The sequence below is a fragment of the Bacillus sp. E214 genome, from assembly GCF_008087365.1.
Lineage (GTDB): Bacteria > Bacillota > Bacilli > Bacillales > Pradoshiaceae > Pradoshia.
Genome location: NZ_VENN01000001.1, coordinates 1 through 21,874, shown reverse-complemented (window position 1 = coordinate 21,874; position 21,874 = coordinate 1). Strand labels below are relative to the sequence as shown.

General features: G+C 35.8%; 18 protein-coding genes and 1 pseudogene. 6 read left to right on the top strand and 13 right to left on the bottom strand.

Features of this window, described 5'->3' with window-relative positions; all coding sequences use genetic code 11:
• Positions 1 to 133: 133 nt before the first annotated feature.
• Positions 134 to 661 carry a YceI family protein gene (locus FHY47_RS00110; RefSeq protein ID WP_066101287.1) on the bottom strand — a complete coding sequence of 176 codons (528 nt, stop codon included), beginning with the start codon at positions 659 to 661 and terminating at the stop codon, positions 134 to 136.
• A gap of 268 nt (positions 662 to 929) precedes the next feature.
• The gene (locus tag FHY47_RS00105; RefSeq protein WP_139891402.1) at positions 930 to 1,163 is read right to left on the bottom strand and encodes a DUF3953 domain-containing protein; all 234 of its coding nucleotides are present in this window, start codon (positions 1,161 to 1,163) and stop codon (positions 930 to 932) included.
• A 1,151-nt stretch (positions 1,164 to 2,314) separates the two neighbouring features.
• On the opposite strand from FHY47_RS00105, the gene FHY47_RS00100 reads away from it, so the two are divergent.
• Positions 2,315 to 3,706, top strand: coding sequence for a DHA2 family efflux MFS transporter permease subunit (locus FHY47_RS00100; RefSeq protein ID WP_139891403.1), 1,392 nt, complete (start codon positions 2,315 to 2,317; stop codon positions 3,704 to 3,706).
• Positions 3,707 to 3,807: 101 nt separating this feature from the next.
• Here FHY47_RS00100 and FHY47_RS00095 read toward each other — a convergent pair whose 3' ends face one another.
• Complete coding sequence (locus tag FHY47_RS00095; RefSeq protein WP_148629478.1) at positions 3,808 to 4,263, bottom strand: GNAT family N-acetyltransferase; 456 nt, start codon at positions 4,261 to 4,263, stop codon at positions 3,808 to 3,810.
• Between the two features lie 191 nt (positions 4,264 to 4,454).
• A complete protein-coding gene (locus FHY47_RS00090; RefSeq protein ID WP_225983665.1) occupies positions 4,455 to 4,844 on the bottom strand; it encodes a PepSY domain-containing protein in 390 nt (129 codons plus the stop codon).
• 319 nt (positions 4,845 to 5,163) lie between these two features.
• Here FHY47_RS00090 and FHY47_RS00085 point away from each other — a divergent pair, with 319 nt between their 5' ends.
• The gene (locus FHY47_RS00085) at positions 5,164 to 5,838 is read left to right on the top strand and encodes a response regulator transcription factor (protein ID WP_066101294.1); all 675 of its coding nucleotides are present in this window, start codon (positions 5,164 to 5,166) and stop codon (positions 5,836 to 5,838) included.
• On the top strand, positions 5,835 to 7,196 hold the full coding sequence (locus FHY47_RS00080) for a HAMP domain-containing histidine kinase (RefSeq protein WP_066101297.1): 1,362 nt from the start codon (positions 5,835 to 5,837) through the stop codon (positions 7,194 to 7,196). Before FHY47_RS00085 ends, FHY47_RS00080 begins: the two co-directional genes overlap by 4 nt.
• Before the next feature lie 100 nt (positions 7,197 to 7,296).
• Here the strand turns inward: FHY47_RS00080 and FHY47_RS00075 are convergent.
• A pseudogene (locus FHY47_RS00075) lies at positions 7,297 to 7,882 on the bottom strand (YdhK family protein).
• A gap of 365 nt (positions 7,883 to 8,247) precedes the next feature.
• On the opposite strand from FHY47_RS00075, the gene FHY47_RS00070 reads away from it, so the two are divergent.
• Complete coding sequence (locus FHY47_RS00070; protein WP_066101300.1) at positions 8,248 to 8,601, top strand: hypothetical protein; 354 nt, start codon at positions 8,248 to 8,250, stop codon at positions 8,599 to 8,601.
• A 42-nt stretch (positions 8,602 to 8,643) separates the two neighbouring features.
• On the opposite strand, the gene FHY47_RS00065 is transcribed toward FHY47_RS00070, so the two are convergent.
• From FHY47_RS00065 to FHY47_RS00040, 6 genes are all read right to left on the bottom strand, one after another.
• Positions 8,644 to 9,036, bottom strand: coding sequence for a hypothetical protein (locus tag FHY47_RS00065; RefSeq protein ID WP_066101303.1), 393 nt, complete (start codon positions 9,034 to 9,036; stop codon positions 8,644 to 8,646).
• 193 nt (positions 9,037 to 9,229) lie between these two features.
• Entirely contained in the window at positions 9,230 to 10,357 is a 1,128-nt protein-coding gene (gene nspC, locus FHY47_RS00060) for a carboxynorspermidine decarboxylase (RefSeq protein ID WP_066101306.1), read from the bottom strand.
• A gap of 1 nt (position 10,358) precedes the next feature.
• The gene (locus FHY47_RS00055) at positions 10,359 to 11,558 is read right to left on the bottom strand and encodes a saccharopine dehydrogenase family protein (protein WP_139891408.1); all 1,200 of its coding nucleotides are present in this window, start codon (positions 11,556 to 11,558) and stop codon (positions 10,359 to 10,361) included.
• A gap of 73 nt (positions 11,559 to 11,631) precedes the next feature.
• The gene (speE, locus tag FHY47_RS00050; protein ID WP_139891409.1) at positions 11,632 to 12,492 is read right to left on the bottom strand and encodes a polyamine aminopropyltransferase; all 861 of its coding nucleotides are present in this window, start codon (positions 12,490 to 12,492) and stop codon (positions 11,632 to 11,634) included.
• A gap of 4 nt (positions 12,493 to 12,496) precedes the next feature.
• Positions 12,497 to 13,969: an aminotransferase class I/II-fold pyridoxal phosphate-dependent enzyme gene (locus FHY47_RS00045; protein ID WP_148629477.1), complete on the bottom strand. Its 1,473-nt coding sequence runs from the start codon at positions 13,967 to 13,969 to the stop codon at positions 12,497 to 12,499.
• Positions 13,970 to 14,724: 755 nt separating this feature from the next.
• Positions 14,725 to 15,201, bottom strand: a complete 477-nt coding sequence (locus tag FHY47_RS00040) for a hypothetical protein (RefSeq protein ID WP_148629476.1) — start codon at positions 15,199 to 15,201, stop codon at positions 14,725 to 14,727.
• A gap of 320 nt (positions 15,202 to 15,521) precedes the next feature.
• On the opposite strand from FHY47_RS00040, the gene FHY47_RS00035 reads away from it, so the two are divergent.
• Complete coding sequence (locus tag FHY47_RS00035; RefSeq protein WP_066101320.1) at positions 15,522 to 16,721, top strand: dicarboxylate/amino acid:cation symporter; 1,200 nt, start codon at positions 15,522 to 15,524, stop codon at positions 16,719 to 16,721.
• Between the two features lie 441 nt (positions 16,722 to 17,162).
• Positions 17,163 to 18,785, top strand: coding sequence for an SH3 domain-containing protein (locus FHY47_RS00030; RefSeq protein WP_148629475.1), 1,623 nt, complete (start codon positions 17,163 to 17,165; stop codon positions 18,783 to 18,785).
• Positions 18,786 to 18,979: 194 nt separating this feature from the next.
• On the opposite strand, the gene FHY47_RS00025 is transcribed toward FHY47_RS00030, so the two are convergent.
• Both FHY47_RS00025 and FHY47_RS00020 read right to left on the bottom strand, forming a co-directional pair.
• Complete coding sequence (locus tag FHY47_RS00025; RefSeq protein ID WP_148629474.1) at positions 18,980 to 19,570, bottom strand: class D sortase; 591 nt, start codon at positions 19,568 to 19,570, stop codon at positions 18,980 to 18,982.
• Between the two features lie 10 nt (positions 19,571 to 19,580).
• On the bottom strand, positions 19,581 to 21,874 hold a 2,294-nt coding region (locus FHY47_RS00020), incomplete at its 5' end, for a SpaA isopeptide-forming pilin-related protein (RefSeq protein ID WP_148629473.1).

Here is a 21,874-nt window from a genome sequence, read left to right as displayed (position 1 = left end):
TCATATCTATACCCCCGTTAACTATTTATCTCGAATTCGAGATATTGGATAAAAAAAGAGCGGAATCACTCATAAATTACCCTCTTTAGAAGACATTATCCTTCTTTATTTCCCCTTAGAAGAACGATTAAACTTATGCTGCCGGGTTAATCTCTAATTCTATTTCTATTTTAATATCTTTACCAATTAAAACGCCGCCCGTTTCAAGTGCTGCATTATAAGTAAGACCAAAATCTTCTCGGTTAATCTTCGCGTCCCCTTCAAAACCGTATACTTCAACTCCCCAAGGATTTTTGCCTTTTCCGCCAAATTCGACATCGAATGTAACTGACTTTGTTACATCCTTAATAGTCAGATCACCAGTTACTTTATAGTCATCCCCAGATCTTGTAATGCTTGTAGATTTAAATTCGATTGTAGGATATGCTTCCACATCAAAAAATTCAGCAGATTTCAAGTGTGTATCACGATCTTCTGAAAAAGTGTTAATACTTGCTGGATCAAATTGAAATGCAATTTGAGCTGTTGTCAAATCTGTTAAATCCGCGGCTTCAATATCTGCTGTATACGTATCAAATTTTCCTTTTACCTTTGATACCATCATATGTTTCACTGCAAAGCCAATTGTTGAATGAGACTGGTCAACTATCCATTTTGCCATTGTTATTCCTCCAATACTTTTATTTCGAATTCGAGACTTTATGTAAAATGCAATATACCTCGAATTCAAAATTCTTTAATTAAGGATAAATTTAACACGAGTACATTTTCTTGTCAATTTATTCAGGATTTTTTACCAATGTGGATATGGATCAGTTTATGCCAGATCTCTAAACAATATGATTACTCACAATGTAATCTGAAATGTAAGATGTGATCACATATTGATCATAAATCTGAAAGCGCCAAAAAGATCCTACTGCAGATTGTTAATTCAGTATAAAACCTTCAATTGCTACATACATGGCAAACAAAAATCCACCTAGACTCACCCAACTAATCAGTTTTCGTCCTTTTTGATATTCTTCTAATCCAATGATTAACATCATTAACCCTAAGAAAAAAATCATAAATGGTTGGTACGCAAAGCTTCTAGTAATAAATCCGTATAATACAAATATTAAAACTACCGTTGAAAAAACATAGCGTAAAATTTTCAGCATGATTCCATACTCCTTATATCCTAGTAACAACCTATTACTATAGCTTTTCGACTCCTAATGCCGTTAATCCTTTTTTATTCTATACAGTTCTTAAAGATGTAAAACTTTATTTAATCAGAAAGCAGAACCTTTTCATTTTCAAATATTTCACATCTTAAATAATTATGTATCACAGGATGATTTTATTTACTATTTTCTTGGTGGCCAGTAGTGAAATAGGTATTCAGAGGATAATAAATCGGGAACTACCTATCAATGAATATTTATCAATAGTCGAATTTAGATAGAATAAACTACCCCGCTGTATGAAACCATCACTAATAACCAGTTAATCTAACCACCGCTTTATATTATTTTGAAATAATAAAATTCGGTATATGAATTACTTAAAAAATACAATCCACTTCCCAATTTAGTGCATGTTTACCCTGCTACAAATGTAAGGGGATACATTTTTAATAGATTTATATACTGATTCATCCTTGATATAGCAAGGTTTCATTTTTACCCCCATGCATAAAACTCCTAATACATAAAAAGATCAATTATAAAAATATTGTCACAAAAAAAACAAATTACTTACACAAGAAGAAATATTTTGTTATAGTGAAAAACAGACTGACTGGTTAGTATGGTGGAGGTGTACTAACAGGAGGGATACAAAATTGCTGATTATTTACGAATGCAATGGACTATCCCGCCAAAAGGATATACAGGTGTTGGATCCTACGAAACAAGCATAAAAATAGCAAAGTTTCGTTCTCTCACCATTTGAAAGAAGTATGATTCTACTTGCGAATACTGGATTTATCTCAAATTATCAATAATTAATGCCCAAGTGGAATGATTAAAAACGAATCAATGACTAAAAAAACATAGAGACAATGACTTGCTTTACAGTTAGCAAATATAGGTGAGTGAAAATTCGCCCTAATGTAGTTTTAGTATGTATGTTTACAAGAGTCTGATTTTAATTGAGAAAATTTTATAATCAAAGGTTTTATCGAATCTTTTTTCAGAAGATTCTGTATTCTTCTATTTCTTTAGTGATTAGACTTCCAATGAAGATGGATTTTTGCTCTACAAATGCGTTTCTCCCTGAGAGCAATCTCGAATTTACAAATAATTTATTTTTAGAGGAGTTATAACAAGTGAATAAACAAATACAAATCAAAACGGGACCGATAATGGCTGCCCTCTTGGTAGCAGGATTTGTCGGGCTTTTTAGTGAAACAGCTTTAAATATAGCATTAGGACAATTAAGCCAAATTTTTAGTGTGGATGCAACAACCATTCAGTGGTTGGCAACAGGCTACTTTTTAACACTTGGTATTTTAGTACCAGTTACAGGTATTTTAATGCAAAAATTCACGACACGCCAAATGTTCATGGCAGCTTTATTTTTCTCTCTTATAGGGACAGTTTTAGCTGCTTTAGCACCCACATTTAGCGTACTTTTAACAGCACGTATTATTCAAGCAGCTGGGTTGGCTATCATTTTACCTTTAACACAAAGTGTTATTTTCACGATTTTCCCGCCAAATAAACGTGGAGCTGCAATGGGAACAATGGGATTAGTTATTTTAGCTGGACCAGCTTTTGGACCAACATTAGCAGGCATGATTTTAGATACATTATCTTGGCATTGGATTTTCTGGTTCACCATTCCATTCTTATTAATTTCACTAATCATTGGCTATATCTATATACCGAATGTTAATGAAATCCGTAATGTCTCAATTGATATTTTATCTGTAGTATTATCTACAATTGGTTTTGGTGGTGTTGTATACGGTGTAAGTGTCGGTGGAGAGCTTGGCTGGACAAATGCAACCGTATTAGGAACAATTATTATCGGCTTAATCGCATTACTATTCTTCTGTATCCGTCAAAATAAGATGGAACACCCAATGTTAAACTTAAAAGCATTTAGATACCCAATGTTCGTTTTAGGTCTTGCTATGAATATTATTACCTTCCTCAACATGCTTTCCATGCTTGTTGTTTTACCAATGTATATGCAAATGGCCCTTATCGTTTCAGCATTTGTAACAGGATTAATGATGCTTCCGGGGAGTTTAATCAACTGTGTACTTGCGCCGATAATTGGTAAATTATTTGACAAATATGGACCACGTGCCGTGATTACTCCAGGTACAATTCTTGTTGTCATTGGATATGGACTTTATGCATCATACGGAACAGATACCGCTCTTTGGATTATGGTATTGACACATATCGTGATGATGTTAGGTGTTGGTATGGTCTTAGCATCCGTACAAACAAATACACTGAATGCATTACCTAGACAATATTATCCAGATGGTATTGCAATTACACAAACGTCTCAGCAAGTAGCCGGAGCTATAGGTATTGCGGTAATGGTATCTCTATTCTCTATGAAACAAGCTGATTACTTATCCGGTGCAGCCAATGATTTAACTGCAGCTGCAGCTACTGGTTCAGCATTTGTATTTAAGATCAGTTTAATTTTAGCTATCATAAATGTCGTTCTTTCATTCTTCTTGAAAAAAACACAGTAAACTGGGAAGATTGAGAGAAAACGAAACCAAATAGAGTGAAATAAATAAAGCTAACACCCTAAATCCTCTGCGATTCTAGTTGGTGTTAGCTTTGTTTTTATTTATCTATGCCCCTCTTTACGGGCTTGTATATATCCATAATAGACGCACGTTCCATTTTGGGACAAGTCTTTGACTTCAAATCCGCACTTTTCATAGAAACTGAAATTAACAGCGGACGTATGCGCGAACCAATCTCCATGAGGAAGCTTTTGTACACATAGTTCAACTAATTTTTTACCGATCCCCTTTCCTCGATATTCGGTTAAAACGACTAAATCCATTATAGTAGCGGCCATTATTTTGTCTGAAATAACCCGAACCATTCCAATCATTCGGCTAGAATCCCATACAGTATAAGCCCAGGTGGAGTTTTCAAATATTAATGAAAACTTTTCTTTCTGCCAATCTGTTGTGTTTCTCGCCCATCCTGCATCTGTAAAAAGAGATTCTACACTTTCAGCTGGAACTCCTTCTGTCCCTTCCCGGATGACTAAGCCGTTAAAATATTGGTACATATCGTCTCCTCCTTGTATCCAGATATCTTTTATATCATAATACCAGAATTTAACTTATCCATATCCATAAAAAAGAGACTCCCAAAAAGAGATAAATCTTTTGGCGGAGTCTCCTGATTATTAAATCCATTTAATTCAATTAGACATGTTCTTCCTCTTATGTTGGTTGTACTTAAGAAATTTTCATGAATTTAATTTTTATCATCAAATTCGGAACGGGAAATATGATCATCGTCAAAATCATCATCTATTTCTATAGTACCTGTTCTACCTTTTACAGTGATTGTTTTCAAAAGATTTTCTGAAGTTTTAATTTCAACATCGTATTCGTATTCAGAACGGGAAATACGGTCATCTTCCAAATTGAATTCTTTTTGAACACTGATAACTTCTCCATCAATTTGCTTCAAAGCTATTTCTTTAATTTGTGCTTCTGTATAGTTGTCATTCTTATTTGCATAGTAATAACCCATTCCAACATAACCGCCTACAATGGCGATACCAAGAACAATTATGGCAATAAAGCCACCGATTATTTTCTTTTTATTTTCTACTACCATGTTTTTGTATTTTGTTAACATAGCTATCTCTCCTTTTTATCGTTTATATACAATTTCCTTTTCTAGTTAATCTTCAAACTGGTCTAATTGGTCAATAAAATTGATTAGAATTTTTAATTTACGAAGAACATAAGACCATTTGACCAGAACAGGAACCAATTATCATTCCATTAATTTTGACGCCTCTCCTCCTGTCTTTTATTCTTTTCCTTGATCTTGACTTCATCATAATGGGTAAACATTAAAGGAACATTAATGAATAAAAATGATTTTCTCATCTTTTTTTAATAAACGTGAATTATAGTAAAATATATTAAATAAGAAGAAAAGGAGACTAAACATGCGGATTCTCATAGTCGAAGATGAACAAGATTTACAAAACGTTCTTGCAAACCGTTTAAAAGTGGAAAATTACAGTGTGGACGCATGTGGAAATGGGTCTGATGCACTCGATTATATTTCCATGGCTTCTTATGATTTGATCGTGTTAGATATAATGATTCCAGAAGTAAATGGACTGGAAGTTTTGCAGCATATAAGAGAAGAAGGTAATCGTACTCCGGTTTTATTGTTAACCGCAAAAGATACGATTGAAGATCGGGTCAAAGGACTGGATTTAGGCGCAGATGATTATTTAATCAAACCATTTGCCTTCGATGAACTACTGGCCAGGATACGGGTGTTAATGCGCCGGCAATCAGGTAACACATCCAACGTTTATGAAATGGGAGATTTAGTAGTGGACTGTAATACCCATAAGGTAACGCGACAGGGTAAAAATATTGACCTTTCCAGCAAGGAGTTTGCAATTTTGGAATATATGATTCGCAATAAAGATATTGTATTGTCTCGAGATAATATTGAACAACATGTTTGGAATTATGATTATGAAGGCGGCTCAAATATCATTGATGTTTATATTCGTTATCTAAGAAAAAAAATAGATAATGATTTTGAGATCAAGCTTATCCATACTATTAGAGGGTCTGGCTACGTATTGAGGATAGAGTCATGAAAAAATTATCTATTAAAATGAAGATCACTCTCTGGTATACGGGCCTAATTGTGATTATTATGGCTATGGTATTAAGTATTATTTTGGCCTCTTCCGATAAAATTCTTCTGTTAAATATCCAGGACCAACTCGAGGAATCAGTAAAAGAAGGTTTTAGAGATATAGATTATGAAAACGGACATTTAGAGGTAGATAATGATTTTGAGTATTATGATGATGGGGTCACTCTTTTAATTTACGATAAAAATGGTGCTTTACTGGAAGGCAATGTTCCATCTGGATTTAACGGGGACATACCAATGAATAAGGATGGACTTCAAACCATTGAACAGAATGGACAGGAATGGCTATTATATGATCATCCATATAAAAAATTTAATGATGAGATATGGATTCGAGGCGTTTATCAATTAAATCAATTATCGTCAGCCATGAACACCATTTTACTTGTGACGCTAATTGCTTTTCCATTCCTTATTATTGTAGCAGCTACCGGCGGATATTCTATTACAAAAAGAGCGTTTCGTCCCGTACAAAAAATGATTGATACAGTCAGTGAAATTAACGACGGACAAGATTTATCAAAACGTATTGACCTTAAGGGATCAAATGATGAAATTCATGCTTTGGCACAGACCTTTGACCGAATGTTCGATAGATTACAATCTTCATTTGAGAATGAAAAACAATTTACTTCTGATGCCTCTCATGAATTAAGGACACCTACTTCTGTCATCATCTCTCAATCTGAATACGCCTTATCTCAAATTGATGATTCAAAAGAAGTAAAGGAATCCCTTGAGGTCATTCTAAAACAATCCCAAAAAATGTCCTCTCTCATTTCGCAATTACTTTTACTGGCCAGAGTTGATCAGCAGAATATGGACCATTTTCTATTTGAAAGGCTTAATATTAGTGAGTTAACAGAAATGGTAGCAGAAGAATTAACCTATATGGCTTATAAAGCTGATATTGAGATAATTACAGACCTAGAGGATAATCTTTTTATAAAAGCAGATCAAACGTTAATCATGAGATTACTTATGAACCTGATTACGAATGCGGTTGCCTATGGAAGGCCTGGCGGATATGTAAAGATTAAATTATATCAGCAGGGTAATCATGTGATAGGTGAGATTTCGGATAATGGAATTGGCATTAGTGCAGAACATATAAATAAAATATGGGATCGTTTTTATCGCGTCGATCCTTCTCGTACCTCAACTGCTAACGGCAATACAGGTCTTGGCTTGTCGATCGTAAAATGGATTGTCAGTCTGCACGGCGGCACCATTGATGTATCAAGTGAATTAGATAAAGGAAGTACCTTTAAGTTTCGTTTACCTATAGGCTATTAAAGAGCTTAATTAGAGGATATTATTCTAGGCACCTACACCAGTATGATAGGTGCCTTTTAAGGTTTAACAAACAAAACGATTGGCTCGGCAATGCGAGTAATTATTCAACAGGCATCAATTCGTCATCTGTCACCCATTTGTGATTAGTTACTTCTTCCCCACCTGTTGTTGGTTTGTAATCAATCATATAAACAGTCGTTTCTTGTGCTGATTCAATTTTTACAGTGGTACCCTTCATTCCATCCATATGAGAGGCAGTCGTAATGGCTTCTGCACCAGGCTGCAAAGATTCCTCTCCACTATCTTTTATCTCTTCATGAATAATCCACTTATGATTTTTCACCCTTTCCCCACCTGTAGCTGGATTGTAAGAAATGCGGTATGCGGTTGTGTCATAAGCTCCAATGATGGTGGCTTCAGCACTTTTCATACCTTCCATATGTCCATCTTTAAGGATTGCATGGCTTCCAACTTTAAAAGTAGGGATTTTCAGCCACTTTTAAATCTTCCGGAACCTCACCAGAACCTGAATGATTCATTCCCTTCATATCATGAGATTGTGTATCATGTTGCAATTCTTTATTATTAGTATCCTCAGTTTGGTCTTCCTCAGTTGTTTGAGAGCAAGCACCCAGCACAAGAATACATACCGTTAGCAGAGATAAGAGAGAAAGTCTTTTTAACATATCTTGTCCTCCTTTTATGATAAACAGCAATTGTGTTCTTTATTGCATTACCCTTTTGTTATATGGTCTACCATATTTTTATATTTACCTTTACCTCTTCTATCATATTATCTGCTAATTTTTATGGTTTAAATGACTAATAGATTCATAAATCTGCTCATACATTTAGAAGACTGTTTAAAAATAAACAAATTAACCCTCTATTTTTTCTCGTATCTTAATTGAATTTTTATATAAAACGTTAACCAACTATAATGGTTGTCACATCCCCTATATCATTCACAATTTTTTCATTTTTAAAGGAGATTATTACGGGAATTTAAATAATGAAGCACCTTAGACTAATACGGAGGAGTTGAGCCAGCATGAATACCATACAACATTACTTCCTGATCTTTCGACTTATTCTTTTTTCCCCGTTTTATTGGATTGCTGCAGGAATTACACGTATCCTTTCATGGATCTGTCAATTCATTGCCTATTTCCCCATGATATATATTGTATTAATATGGCTCATTACTATTATTGGTGCAATTTATGAACGTTCATTTTCTATTGAAATGTTAATGGAAGGTATTTTAATATCAGCAATCGTCTACTTCATTCTTAGTATATTCAGTGGCTTGATTAATATAGTGCTGAATGCATTCTTTACCGTTTTCTTATCTATTAGTAACATTTTTGCGAAGTTAAGCGGTCGGACAATAGAGACTATATAACTTATTCAACCTTGCTCAAACTCCTGACTGGGTTTGAGCTTTTCATTCTTTTAGATTGTCTATACTCAACATGCTCCTTTGCTCATTCCGTTTCAGTATTTCAGCCATTACAAAAGCTCCTATTCCAAGGATGCTAAACAAAATTGCTAATGTAAAATACGCTGTAGCCATTCCGGCATTCACCGATAAATTCTGCACATCATATAAATTATATGCATTAACAGCCTTCTCCTCATTGAATATTTCTTCATATCCTTGGTCTATCATTTCCTCTTTACTATAGGGACTTTCATACACATATAATTTATACAACCCTGCACCTAAAGTAATAACGGTAAATAATAGTGCAATAATCACAACAATCTTTAATATAAATGGAAAATTCATTTTACTATTACTTCGTTCCTCAATCATGATAACCTCATTTTTTTCCATTTCGTCTCACCCCTTACTAGTTTTCAGTTGTTCTTCATTCAAAGTAATTCTACAAAAGTATTAAAAACACCTTTAACAATCAGAGATATCCGTCTTTAATCAAATCGTAGAAAACTTAATATACGAGTTTCTTCTATATATAATACCTATCTATAGAAGAAAGCCAGATTCACATTGGAATCTGGCTTTTTCATTAAGATAGTCTATTTTTAAAATCCATATAATTAAATTTATGCAAAATGCGGCATTCACCATTCTTGTCCTGTACAGCAATTGTCGGCAGGGCCATTCCGTTAAATGTATTGTTTTTAACCATCGAATAAATCGCCATATCCCCAAAAACCAATCGGTCATTACTTTTTAACGGCTGATCGAATGAATAATCTCCAATAATATCCCCTGTTAAGCAGGTTGGACCGCCTAATCTGTACGTATGGGCCTTTTCACCGGGTTCACCACTACCAAGAAGCGGAGGGCGATATGGCATTTCCAACACATCCGGCATATGACAGGAAGCCGAAGTATCGAGGATAGCAATTTCCACATCATTCTTTAATGTATCAAGAACCGTTGTCACAAGAAATCCGGCATTAAGAGCAATTGCTTCACCCGGCTCAAGATAAACCTCCAAATCATATGTCTTCTGAATACGGGTAATACAGTCCTCCAGCAGGCCTATATTATACCCATCTCTTGTAATATGGTGGCCACCGCCAAAATTAATCCATTTCATTTGCGGCAGCCATTTTCCAAATTTCTCTTCGACAGCATTGAGGGTTTGTGCCAAGGCATCCGAATCCTGTTCACAAAGCGTATGGAAATGTAATCCCGATACACCTTCCAGCAAATCTGGACGAAATTCATCAGCCGTTATACCAAATCTGGATCCTCTAGTGCATGGATCATAGATTTCATGGCCCTCTTGAGTCGAACATTCTGGATTAATACGGAGGCCTATGCTTTTACCTGCCTGGAGTACTTTATCCCCAAATCTCTCAAGCTGTGAAAAAGAATTGAAGATAATATGATCACAAATAGAGATAATTTCATCTATCTCATCTTCGCGGTAGGCTGGGGAAAACACATGATTTTCCTTTCCCATCTCCTCATAGCCAAGCTTAGCTTCATACAATCCGCTCGCAGCAGTCCCACTCAAATACTGACCGATTAACGGATACATTGCATGCATAGAAAATGCTTTTTGTGCCAGGATAATTTTACATCCGGTTCGACCCATTACACCCTTTAAAATTTTTAGGTTTTTCTCGAGTAGACCTTCATCTACCACATAAGATGGTGTTGGTAATTGATCAAAGCGCATCTTAGTCTACTAACTCCGGATCAAAGCTTTCTTTCCAAGGAAGTCCCCATTTATTCAATGCTTCCATGAACGGATCTGGATCAAATTCCTCAATATTGTAAACACCAGGCTTGTTCCAATTTCCGTTCATAACCATCATCGCACCAATCATTGCAGGAACCCCTGTTGTATAAGCAACCGCCTGTGATCCCACTTCTTTGTAACACGCTTCATGATCACAAACATTGTATACATAATAAGTTTTATCTTTTCCATCTTTTTTACCGCGGAAAATACAGCCAATATTCGTTTTTCCTTTTGTACGCGGACCAAGTGAAGAAGGGTCTGGAAGTACTGCTTTTAAAAATTGAAGAGGTATGATTTCTTTCCCTTCAAATTCGATTGGCTCAATAGATGTCATCCCAACATTTTCTAGACATTTTAAATGAGTGAGATAACTTTGCCCAAATGTCATAAAGAAACGAATCCGCTTAATGCCAGGAATATTCAAAGCAAGTGATTCAATTTCTTCATGATGTAATAGATACATATCTTTGTCACCGATCTCAGGGAAATTGTACGTACGTTTAATTTCCATTGGCTCTGTTTCTACCCATTGGCCATTTTCCCAATAGGAGCCATTTGCTGTTACTTCACGGATATTTATTTCAGGATTAAAGTTTGTTGCAAAAGGATAACCATGGTCACCTGCATTACAGTCTAAAATATCAATGTATTCAATTTCATCAAAATGATGTTTTAAGGCATGGGCTGAGAATACTCCTGTAACGCCAGGATCAAATCCGCTTCCTAATAATGCAGTAATACCCACTTCTTCAAAGCGCTCACGGTAATCCCATTGCCATTTATATTCAAACTTCGCTGTATCTTCAGGCTCATAATTAGCTGTATCCATATAATGAGTTTTAGTTGCAAGACAGGCATCCATAATCGTTAAATCCTGATATGGTAAGGCAAGGTTCATTACTATATCCGGATTCACTTCTTCTATTAAAGCAATTAGCTCATCCACATTGTTTGCATCCACCTGAGCCGTTGTAATTTTTGTCTTACCGCCGTCAAGCTTAGCTTTTAAATCATCACATTTGGACTTAGTACGACTTGCAATACAAATCTCTTCAAATACCTCACTGTTTTGTACACATTTGTTTATTGCCACAGAGGCTACTCCGCCACAACCAATAATCAGTGCTTTTCCCATTTTTCATATCTCCAATCCATTATTTATTTATCTAACAAACTTCTTTCTGCTTGTTTTAAACACTAGAAGATTTTCATGGAATATCTTCCACGTCCCTCAGCAGCTCCTCCACATACGTTGGCAAAGCAAAGGAACCACGGTGTAAATTAGGATTGTAATAGCGTGTTTTAATACCTAACTGTTTCCAAGCCTCTTGATTTAAATCTGCAAGAGGTTGATATTTTTTGGATGCAAATCCAAACAACCAGTGGCCGGACGGGTAGGATGGAATATGTGCCTGATATACCCTGCTAATTGGGAAACAGTCGATAATCCGTTGGTGCGCCCTCTGCATCGCTGCCCTGTCTTCTGCATAAAACGGACTCTCATGCTGATTTACCATAATTCCATCTTCATGTAAGGCCTTGTAGCAATTACCGTAAAATTCTTTCGTAAACAAGCCTTCACCCGGTCCGAATGGGTCGGTTGAATCCACGATGATTAAATCATATTGATTTTCACAGGATCGAACAAATTTCAGCCCATCCTCATAATGAATATGAACCCGTTCGTCATCAAGCTTAGAAGCTGTTAAAGGCAAATAATTTTTACAGGCTTCAACTACCTTTTCGTCAATTTCCACCATGTCAATATGTTCAATCTGTTGATAACGGGTTAGCTCACGTACAACACCGCCATCCCCTGCACCAATAACCAAAACCTTCCGTGGATTTGGATGAACAGCCATAGGTACATGGGTAATCATCTCATGATAAATAAACTCATCTTTTTCAGTCATCATCATATAGCCATCCAGGGTCAAAAATCTCCCAAATTCGTTCGAATCAAAGATATCAATCCTCTGAAATTCACTCTGTTCACTGTATAAATGCTTGTCCACCTTGATGGAAAGCTTTACTTCTGCCGTGCTACGTTCATGAAACCACAACTCCATGCTGTCACACTCCCTTTAGTACATTCAGACGTTCAATAGCAAGGTCTTCCGGTCCTGTCATGGAACAGCCTTTTGCTTTTGCATAGTCAATATACTCAATGATTTCTTTCGTAATTCTTTCACCTGGTGCGAGGATTGGAATTCCAGGAGGATAGCACATCACAAACTCACTGCACACCCGACCCTCTGTATCTCGCAGACTCAATGATTCTTTATCTGCATAGAATGCCTCCTGCGGTGTAATCACAACCTCCGGGTCAATATATTCTTGTGTAATCAGACCTGATTTATCAGTCGAATAACGGCGACGTATTTCTGATAGGGCACTAATCAGACGTTCGACATCTCTTTTCCGATCACCAACAGATACATAGGCCAAAATATTGCCTATATCTCCAAATTCAATTTGGATATCATACTCATCTCGCAATAAGTCATATACCTCAATTCCCGCTAGTCCAATATCTAATGTATGTACCGAGAGCTTAGTTACATCAAAATCAAATATGCTGTCTCCATTCACCAATTCTCTTGAAAAGGCATAATAGTTACCAATTTGATTGATTTCGTTCCGAACATATTCTGCAAGATTAATAACATCATCGAAAATCCGTTCTCCATTTAACGCTAGATTTCTTCGTGAAAGATCCAAGCTTGAAAGCAGCAAATATGATCCGCTTGTTGTTTGTGTTAGATTAACAATTTGCCTTGCATAACCAACATTCACAGAGGGTCCCATTAACATAAATGAGCTTTGCGTCAAACTTCCCCCGGATTTATGCATGCTGACTGAAGCCATATCTGCACCAGCAGCCATGGCAGTCACGGGAAGGTTTTTTCCAAAGTATAAATGTGCTCCATGTGCTTCATCTGCAAGAACAAGCATGTTATGCTGATGAGCAAGCCTCACAATCCCTCGTAAATCCGAGCAGATTCCATAATAGGTTGGATTATTGACCAAAATGGCTTTAGCCTCTGGGTTTTCTTTAATCGCTTTTTCCACCTGGTTGAGAGACATACCAAGCGCAATTCCTAGATTTTTATCCATTTCCGGATTTACATATACCGGCACGGCACCACATAGAACAAGCGCGTTAATGACACTGCGATGAACATTTCGGGGAAGAATAATCTTATCTCCCGCTTTACAAGCTGTTAGGACCATCCCCTGTACGGCAGATGTCGTTCCATTCACCATAAAAAATGCATGTGCAGCACCAAATGCCTCAGCTGCTAATTCTTCTGCTTCTTTAATGACGGATACCGGGTGACAGAGATTATCAAGCGGCTTCATCGAGTTAACATCCACGCTAACCGCTTGCTCCCCCAAAAAAGCTGTCAATTCGGGATTACCTCTCCCGCGTTTATGACCGGGTACATCAAAAGGAACAATTCGCTTTTTCTTGAACTCTTCCAAAGCTTCATAAATAGGTGCCCGCCCCTGCGAAAGACGAAATAATCTTTCTCGTTCATTCATCACAAAACTTCCTCTCGCTGAAAATTCTCCCACTTCCCTTTCCATCTGGTTTAAATCGTAAGAATTTATGGGGTGATTTTTATTAATTGATAAAGTTAAAAGACAACAAAAAAGCAAGTGTACGCGCATTTCATTGCACATCACTTGCTTGTAGATATTATTATCCTATTAAAAAGCATATACAAATACAGACATATTGCCACGCATAATGAATTTTATGTCTGAAAAGCTTTTTAATATTCAACATACCTAAAAAGGAGATCAGAGTCTATATAGCAAATAAATACTTTTACCACTCTTATTGACCGTTTCACAAGTTTTGCACGATTTATGTCGTACTGGTTATAAAGTAACCAACTTATAAAATTTGAGCTTCTAACTCAATCAATAGGGCAACTAATGTTGCCTGTCGGCATTTGACCCGGCTGTCCGTATGGCCTTAACTTCCCGTGGGCAAGTGGTCAATTTTTATCTGCTTGGAAAGACTCTAACTATTTGAATATTTGCTTTCCAAAATAACAACGTCCTAATATTATCAGTTTATGGAAAAATTAGCAATAGATACATTTACTTTTTATACCTTTAAAACCTAAATAAACCATTCTATCTATGTATAATTATTTATTTTTATCAAAAATATTCATGATTCTCTATGGGTCATTGGAATGATTTTACACAAAAAACGACCATTTATCATTTAATAAGAGGAGATCGTGAGGGATGGAATATCATGATTAGATCAAACTGTTGAGGATCTAGACGATGAAGTAAACTAAATGGATGAGAAAAAAAGTTACAGCCCCTATTAAATATGGTTTTCCCAATATATCAAATTCTTTATTGTCGAGTGTCCAGTATAACTCTTGTCTAACCCAATAATTATTAGTGGTTGGTTCAGTATATTCCTTTGGGCCCACTCCTATCATTAAGAAAAAACACAAAACAAAGATACTGAATATAAAACTAAATTCGTTAATCTCTACTTTAAAATAACCCGACAGATAATAAACCAAGATATACTCAATTAAAATAGTAATGATAGCTAAAACTGCGCCATAAGCCATTCTCTTAATAAGAGAAATTTTCATATCTTCAGAGGTAATCGCATTTCCTTTTAGGCTTTCAACATACTCGGCTTGCTTTGTAAAAAGGACCACAAAACAAAAAATCCCAATAATAATGAAGATATTAACTATAATCTTGCTTAACTGAAACTCCAGAATTCCTAGCATATATCTCCTCCATTCATACACACAATCACTCATTATTTAAAGTCAGTAAACAGAAGAATAAATAGAGAATGATTATATATCTCCAATCAATTATATCATTATATGGAAATATATTGAATTTAAAACGTTTTCTCTGCTCCCCTATAGCTTTTTCATTTATATTATTTAACCAATATGGATATCCCAAATTTAAGAGATTTAACTCCAATCACCAATCAAAAAACATTATTTTATTCTTTTTAAGCATAAAGGTTACTTTTTAATTCATTTTTCTGTATAATCCACATATAGAGTACAACTGTATTTATAAGGAGGACACCATGAAACGATTCGGTATATTACCCAAGATTATATTAGCTATTTTTCTCGGTATTGGTATAGGAATGATTGCTCCAGCCTGGATGCTTCGTATTTTCACTACTTTCAACGGGCTTTTTAGCAGCTTTTTAGAATTTATTATTCCCTTTATTATCATTGGTTTTATTGCTTCAGGAATTGGAATGATGGGGAAAGGTGCCGGCAAAATGCTCGGTATCACAACTGGATTAGCCTATGCTTCTACAATAATAGCTGGCTTGATTGCTTTTTTCGTGGCCAAAGCATTGTATCCTGTTATATTAAAAAACCAGACTGCTCAAAGCTTTGCAAATCCTGAGGAAGCTTTACTCTCTCCATATTTTACAATTGAGATGCCTGCTGTAATGGGTGTTATGACGGCTTTGCTTGTAGCCTTCACAATTGGTGTAGGGATGGCGTCTATCAAAGGAGAAGCACTTCTTAATGTAATGGAAGAATTCAAAGAGATTGTCGTGAAAGTAATTAATACGATTATTATCCCTCTTTTACCATTTCATATCTTTGGTATATTCGCAAACATGACTCAGGGCGGTCAAATTGCGTCTATCTTAAGTGTATTTGCTAAAGTATTTGTGATGATCATTGCTTTACATTTGTTTATGTTAGTCATACAGTATACAGTTGCGGGTGCAGCTTCTAAGAAAAATCCATTTAAAATGCTTAAGACTATGTTACCAGCGTATTTTACAGCTTTAGGCACTCAGTCTTCCGCATCAACGATTCCTGTTACTGTGGATCGGACTAAAAAAATGGGTGTGAAAGATAAAGTAGCAAACTTCACTGTTCCACTATTAGCAACTATCCATTTATCTGGAAGTACAATTACCCTCGTCAGCTGTGCGATGGCAGTTATGCTGTTACAGGGTACGGATGCTAGCATCACACAAATGCTACCATTTATTTTAATGCTTGGTGTCACAATGATCGCCGCACCAGGAGTTCCAGGAGGAGCTGTTATGGCTGCACTTGGTTTATTAGAATCCATGCTCGGTTTCTCTGATAACATGCTTTCCCTCATGATCGCATTATACCTAGCTCAGGATAGCTTCGGAACAGCATGCAATGTAACAGGCGATGGCGCTATCTCAGCACTTACGGAGCGATTTGTTCCTAAAACCAGCAAAGAAATAATTCAAAATAAACAAATAGAAAATTTAATTTAAATACAAAAATAAGATAGATATACAAAAATGGTGTCCGTATAGAGATTTCAGTCAAAAGACAATAAATCAAAAAGGGAGACATGTTGTTAACTCAACATATCTCCCTTTTTTGATTAAATATAACCAGTTCAACAAGGACCTATGTGTCAGTCCATATCTTGTTATTTTCACAGAAAAATATCTGCAAACCTCATACTTTTTTCACTTTAGTTCAATGATTTTAATAAACAACTCACCTTATCTAAAAAACACAAATACATCCTCATTTATAATTTACTTCTGTCCTTATTAAGAATCCTTTATTTATTCCTTATTAATTATATAAAAATAATAAAATAGCTAATTTTTTGTTTATTTCTATAAGTAAATATATTAATATTTTTATATTATTATAACTATCACAACAAATTATTTATCACAAATATTAGGAGAAAGTCTTGCATGAGAAACTCATTGACACAAAAAATCGTATTAATTTTTATTACATTTGGTTTGGTTTTATTTGGAACAACTGATTTATACACAAAAGTAGACGCAGCAACCGTTTCTTCTTCCACACTCTATCAAACGACAGCTAATGTCAATTTAAGAGCCGGTTCGTCCAATAAGCATAAAGTAATCCTAACCATTCCGAAAGGGAAAAATGTGACCTATCTCTCCAAATCCGGAAGTTGGTTTAAGGTTAAATATGCTAATAAGACAGGCTTTGTGAGCTCTTCTTATTTAAAGAAACCAACTGCTAATTCACAGGCTAGTACCCAGGCTACCGTTACATATCAAACAACGGCTAATGTCAATTTAAGGACTGGTGCTTCTAATAAGCATAAAGTAATCCTAACCATTCCGAAAGGGAAAAATGTGACCTATCTCTCCAAATCCGGAAGTTGGTTTAAGGTTAAATATGCTAATAAGACAGGCTTTGTGAGCTCTTCTTATTTAAAGAAACCAACTGCTAATTCACAGGCTAGTACCCAGGCTACCGTTACATATCAAACAACGGCTAATGTCAATTTAAGGACTGGTGCTTCTAATAAGCATAAAGTAATCCTAACCATTCCGAAAGGAAAAAATGTGACTTATCTCTCCAAATCTGGAAGTTGGTTTAAGGTTAAATATGCTAATAAGACAGGCTTTGTGAGCTCTTCTTATTTAAAGAAACCAACAGCTAATTCCCAGACTAATTCACAGGCTACCGTTACATATCAAACAACGGCTAATGTCAATTTAAGGACTGGTGCTTCTAATAAACATAAAGTAATCCTAACCATTCCGAAAGGGAAAAATGTGACCTATCTCTCCAAATCCGGAAGTTGGTTTAAAGTTAAATATGCTAATAAGACAGGCTTTGTCAACTCGACATACATGAAGAAGTCTGTCATCAAAGAGACAGTACCTAATTATAAAAATGTAAGATATTATAATACGAATATTCATATCTATACAAGTAATCCTAATGCTAATTTAACAGTTTCCAAAGGAAAACCTAATGTTCTTGAACCATTGTCATCTATTAAGCTACCAAATGAACTAGCAAAGATAAACTTAGGCTTTTTTAACTCAAAAATGGAACATGGTGGTTTATTTATGGTAAATGGACAAGTAACCAGTAACCATAATCCTAAATACGTAATTATGGAATATAAAAAGACAGGGAAAATAGATATTCGTAGTATCGCAACACCATTAATAAATCTTCAAGAATTAGAAGATATGAAGGAAAATAATTATTTTGCTGTTGGTACTTCATATTCTTTAGTACAGAACGGCAAAATAAATTTAGCGCATAGTGAGTATTTCTCACACAGTAAAAGCAGGAACCCTCGAACATTGTTTGGTCAGACTAAAGATGGACGGTTTATCATGGCAGTTACAGATGGCCGAATTAATGGGAGTAGTGGTTTAACAGCAAGCCAAAGCGCTGATGTTATGATGAAATTAGGGGCAGTTGAAGCTGTAAATTTAGATGGCGGAGGATCCAGCACCCTATATATCAATGGTAATTTAATTAATAAATTAGGCGAAAGCCCCAGAAAAATTGGCAGTGCTCTCTTTATTACAAAGTAAATAGAATATACAATTATAAAATAAACTCCTAATTGAAAAATTGGGAGTTTATTTTCACCATATAAGATATGATAAATTTTCGAGGATTCATGCTGCGTACTCCGTTATATCCCGTTTATTATAAAGGATATTAAAAGAATATATACAAACAAAGACTTCTATCTCTTAGACAGATAGAAGTCTTTATTTTATGTTTATTTGCTTGAAATTAATTGGCCTTTTACCGCAATTCGTTTAGTTCCACTTAATGTACAAGTAATTAACGTTATCTCCCTTTTTCCCGGGGTATCATTTAATACTTCTACTTCTTGGGGATCTATAATAATTTTTGATTCAACTTGATAAACAAATTCATTCTTTTCATCTATCAAGTAGATAACATCACCCTTCTCCACTTCACCTAAACGATTAAAATGTCTGCCATATACCGCACTATTATGGCCAGCAATAGTGAAATTTGCTTGTCCAGGTACCTGGTTCGTTTTAATCTGGGTTAAGGCAACATCCAAGCTTTCCTGTGTTGTTTCAGGTAACACAGGTGCCTCCAAATTAATGGATGGGATTGTAAGCGTGAGAACATCTGAAAGATCTGCTTCATTGATATTTAAAGATGAGCTCACTTCTTCTTTGATTAACTCTGAATCAGCCAAATTATCCGTATTTTTGATTGTTTCTAATGCAGATTGTAATTGATTAATGTCTTCTTTTTGCTTTTCTTCAATGTAAAAAGAATACAGCAAGCAACCAATACCAATCAGTAATAACAAACCACCAATTTTTTTCATATCGACTCAATCAGTTCTTCGCGCGTTTAGTCAAAAATATAACTCCCGCGAATACGAAAATAAGACCAAGTACAATTAAAGCCCTAGTAAGAGCATCACCTGTTTGCGGTAGCCCATTAAGGAACATGCCCTCACCTGTCTGCTGTTTACTGTCAGACCCAGTCATAACTTCATCAGAAGAAATTGCATTGGAATCTGAATCAGAATCAACTAGTTGATTAGATGAATCACTATCACTTGGTGATCCAGGCATTATAGATTGATTGATGAGAGTATTTTCAAATTCAATTACTACTTTCTTACTGCTGTTAATTTCAACTTTTTTCACTTCATCTGAAAGCTGGTATCCTTTTGGCGCTTTCGTTTCTTTAATCTCGTAGGTTCCATATGATAAGTTCTCAAAGTTCAAACTACCATTTTTATCTGTTTTTCCTGTCTTAATAACTTTTCCATCTAGATAGAGTTCAAACTCTGCTCCTTCAAGAACTTTTTTATCTTTGGAATCGATTTTTTTGAGTTCGATAGATCCTGTTGGATCCTTGATTGCTTCATCTTGGATTTTACCTAAATTTAGAAGGCTTTTATTCACTTCAATTTTTGTGATTTTATCAGATAACTGATAGCCTTCTGGCGCTTTAATTTCCTTAAAATAATATGTTCCATATCGGACATCTGTAAATCTTACCAGCCCATCGTTGTTAGATGTTGCTTTATACTTTGCCTCTCCCTGGCATTCTTCATTATCGTAGAGAGCAAAGACCGCTCCTTCTAAGCCTTTACCTGTTTCTTTATCCACTTTGGTGAATTCGATTGTTCCAGTTAGTGCTTCGTCTTCAATTTTATCTAAATTTAGGTGGCTGCTATTCACTTCAATTGGCAAAATTTTAACGGAAGCTTGATAGCCTTCTGGTGCTTTAATTTCCTTTAAATAATATTTTCCATATCGAACACCTGCAAATCTTACCAACCCATCGTTGTTAGATGTTGCTTTATACTTTGCCTCTCCCTTACATTCCGCATTATCGTAGAGAGCAAAGACCGCTCCTTCTAAGCCTTTACCTGTTTCTTTATCCACTTTGGTGAACTGGATCGTTCCTACCAATTCCTTGATTCGTTCATTGGTAAACTTACCTGTAGTTACAAGTTCTTTATCTACTGTAACGGCTCTGATTTCCCCAGATAGCTGATAGTCTTCCGGTGCTGTGAGTTCCTTCACATAATATGTGCCATATGTGAGTTGCTCGAATTTTACTACCCCTTCTGTATCAGATGTCACTTTAGCCTTCGGCTCTCCCTCGCAATTTTTGTTATCGAAAAGACCAAAGACCGCTCCTTCCAACCCATGACCTTTCTCTTTATCCACTTTGGTAAACTCAATAGTTCCTACCAATTCCTTGATTCGTTCATTGGTAAACTTACCTGTAGTTACAAGTTCTTTATCTACTGTAACAGCTCTGATTTCCCCAGATAGCTGATAGTCTTCCGGTGCTGTGAGTTCCTTCACATAATATGTGCCATATGTGAGTTGCTCGAATTTTACTACCCCTTCTGTATCAGATGTCGCTTTAGCCTTCGGCTCTCCCTCGCAATTTTTGTTATCGAAAAGACCAAAGACCGCTCCTTCCAACCCATGACCTTTCTCTTTATCCACTTTGGTGAATTCGATAGATCCTTTTGGTTCCTCTTTCCGTACGTTTTCCAGAGTAATCTCTGCATCTGGATTTTCCTCATTGACTATTATTTCTTTCATACCTGTTAATAGCTCGTATCCCTCTGGTGCTTGGATTTCCTTCAGATAGTACGTACCAAAGGAGAGGTTCTCAAATTTCACTAACCCATTTTCATCAGATGTTTGTTCACCTACCGATTGACCTGTACCTTCTGGATTATCGTACAGGCGCAGGACGGCTCCTTTTAGTTTCTTATCTGTTCCTGTTTCAACCTTGGTGATTTGGATGGATCCTTTAGGTTCCTCTTTCCGTATGTTTTCAAGGGTAAGTTCTACATCTGGATGTTCCTCATTGACAACTATTTCTTTCATACCTGTTAATAGCTCGTATCCCTCTGGTGCTTGGATTTCCTTCAGATAGTACGTACCAAAGGAGAGGTTCTCAAATTTCACTAACCCATTTTCATCAGATGTTTGTTCACCTACCGATTGACCTGTACCTTCTGGATTATCGTACAGGCGCAGGACGGCTCCTTTTAGTTTCTTATCTGTTCCTGTTTCAACCTTGGTGATTTGGATGGATCCTTTAGGTTCCTCTTTCCGTATGTTTTCAAGGGTAAGTTCTACATCTGGAT

Coding starts and splice junctions, on each gene's coding strand:
- FHY47_RS00110 (WP_066101287.1), bottom strand. CDS start 661: ATGGCAAAATGGATAGTTGACCAGTCTCATTCAACAATTGGCTTTGCA.
- FHY47_RS00105 (WP_139891402.1), bottom strand. CDS start 1,163: ATGCTGAAAATTTTACGCTATGTTTTTTCAACGGTAGTTTTAATATTT.
- FHY47_RS00095 (WP_148629478.1), bottom strand. CDS start 4,263: ATGTACCAATATTTTAACGGCTTAGTCATCCGGGAAGGGACAGAAGGA.
- FHY47_RS00090 (WP_225983665.1), bottom strand. CDS start 4,844: ATGTTAACAAAATACAAAAACATGGTAGTAGAAAATAAAAAGAAAATA.
- FHY47_RS00085 (WP_066101294.1), top strand. CDS start 5,164: ATGCGGATTCTCATAGTCGAAGATGAACAAGATTTACAAAACGTTCTT.
- FHY47_RS00080 (WP_066101297.1), top strand. CDS start 5,835: ATGAAAAAATTATCTATTAAAATGAAGATCACTCTCTGGTATACGGGC.
- FHY47_RS00070 (WP_066101300.1), top strand. CDS start 8,248: ATGAATACCATACAACATTACTTCCTGATCTTTCGACTTATTCTTTTT.
- FHY47_RS00065 (WP_066101303.1), bottom strand. CDS start 9,036: ATGGAAAAAAATGAGGTTATCATGATTGAGGAACGAAGTAATAGTAAA.
- nspC (WP_066101306.1), bottom strand. CDS start 10,357: ATGCGCTTTGATCAATTACCAACACCATCTTATGTGGTAGATGAAGGT.
- FHY47_RS00055 (WP_139891408.1), bottom strand. CDS start 11,558: ATGGGAAAAGCACTGATTATTGGTTGTGGCGGAGTAGCCTCTGTGGCA.
- speE (WP_139891409.1), bottom strand. CDS start 12,492: ATGGAGTTGTGGTTTCATGAACGTAGCACGGCAGAAGTAAAGCTTTCC.
- FHY47_RS00045 (WP_148629477.1), bottom strand. CDS start 13,969: ATGAATGAACGAGAAAGATTATTTCGTCTTTCGCAGGGGCGGGCACCT.
- FHY47_RS00040 (WP_148629476.1), bottom strand. CDS start 15,201: ATGCTAGGAATTCTGGAGTTTCAGTTAAGCAAGATTATAGTTAATATC.
- FHY47_RS00035 (WP_066101320.1), top strand. CDS start 15,522: ATGAAACGATTCGGTATATTACCCAAGATTATATTAGCTATTTTTCTC.
- FHY47_RS00030 (WP_148629475.1), top strand. CDS start 17,163: ATGAGAAACTCATTGACACAAAAAATCGTATTAATTTTTATTACATTT.
- FHY47_RS00025 (WP_148629474.1), bottom strand. CDS start 19,570: ATGAAAAAAATTGGTGGTTTGTTATTACTGATTGGTATTGGTTGCTTG.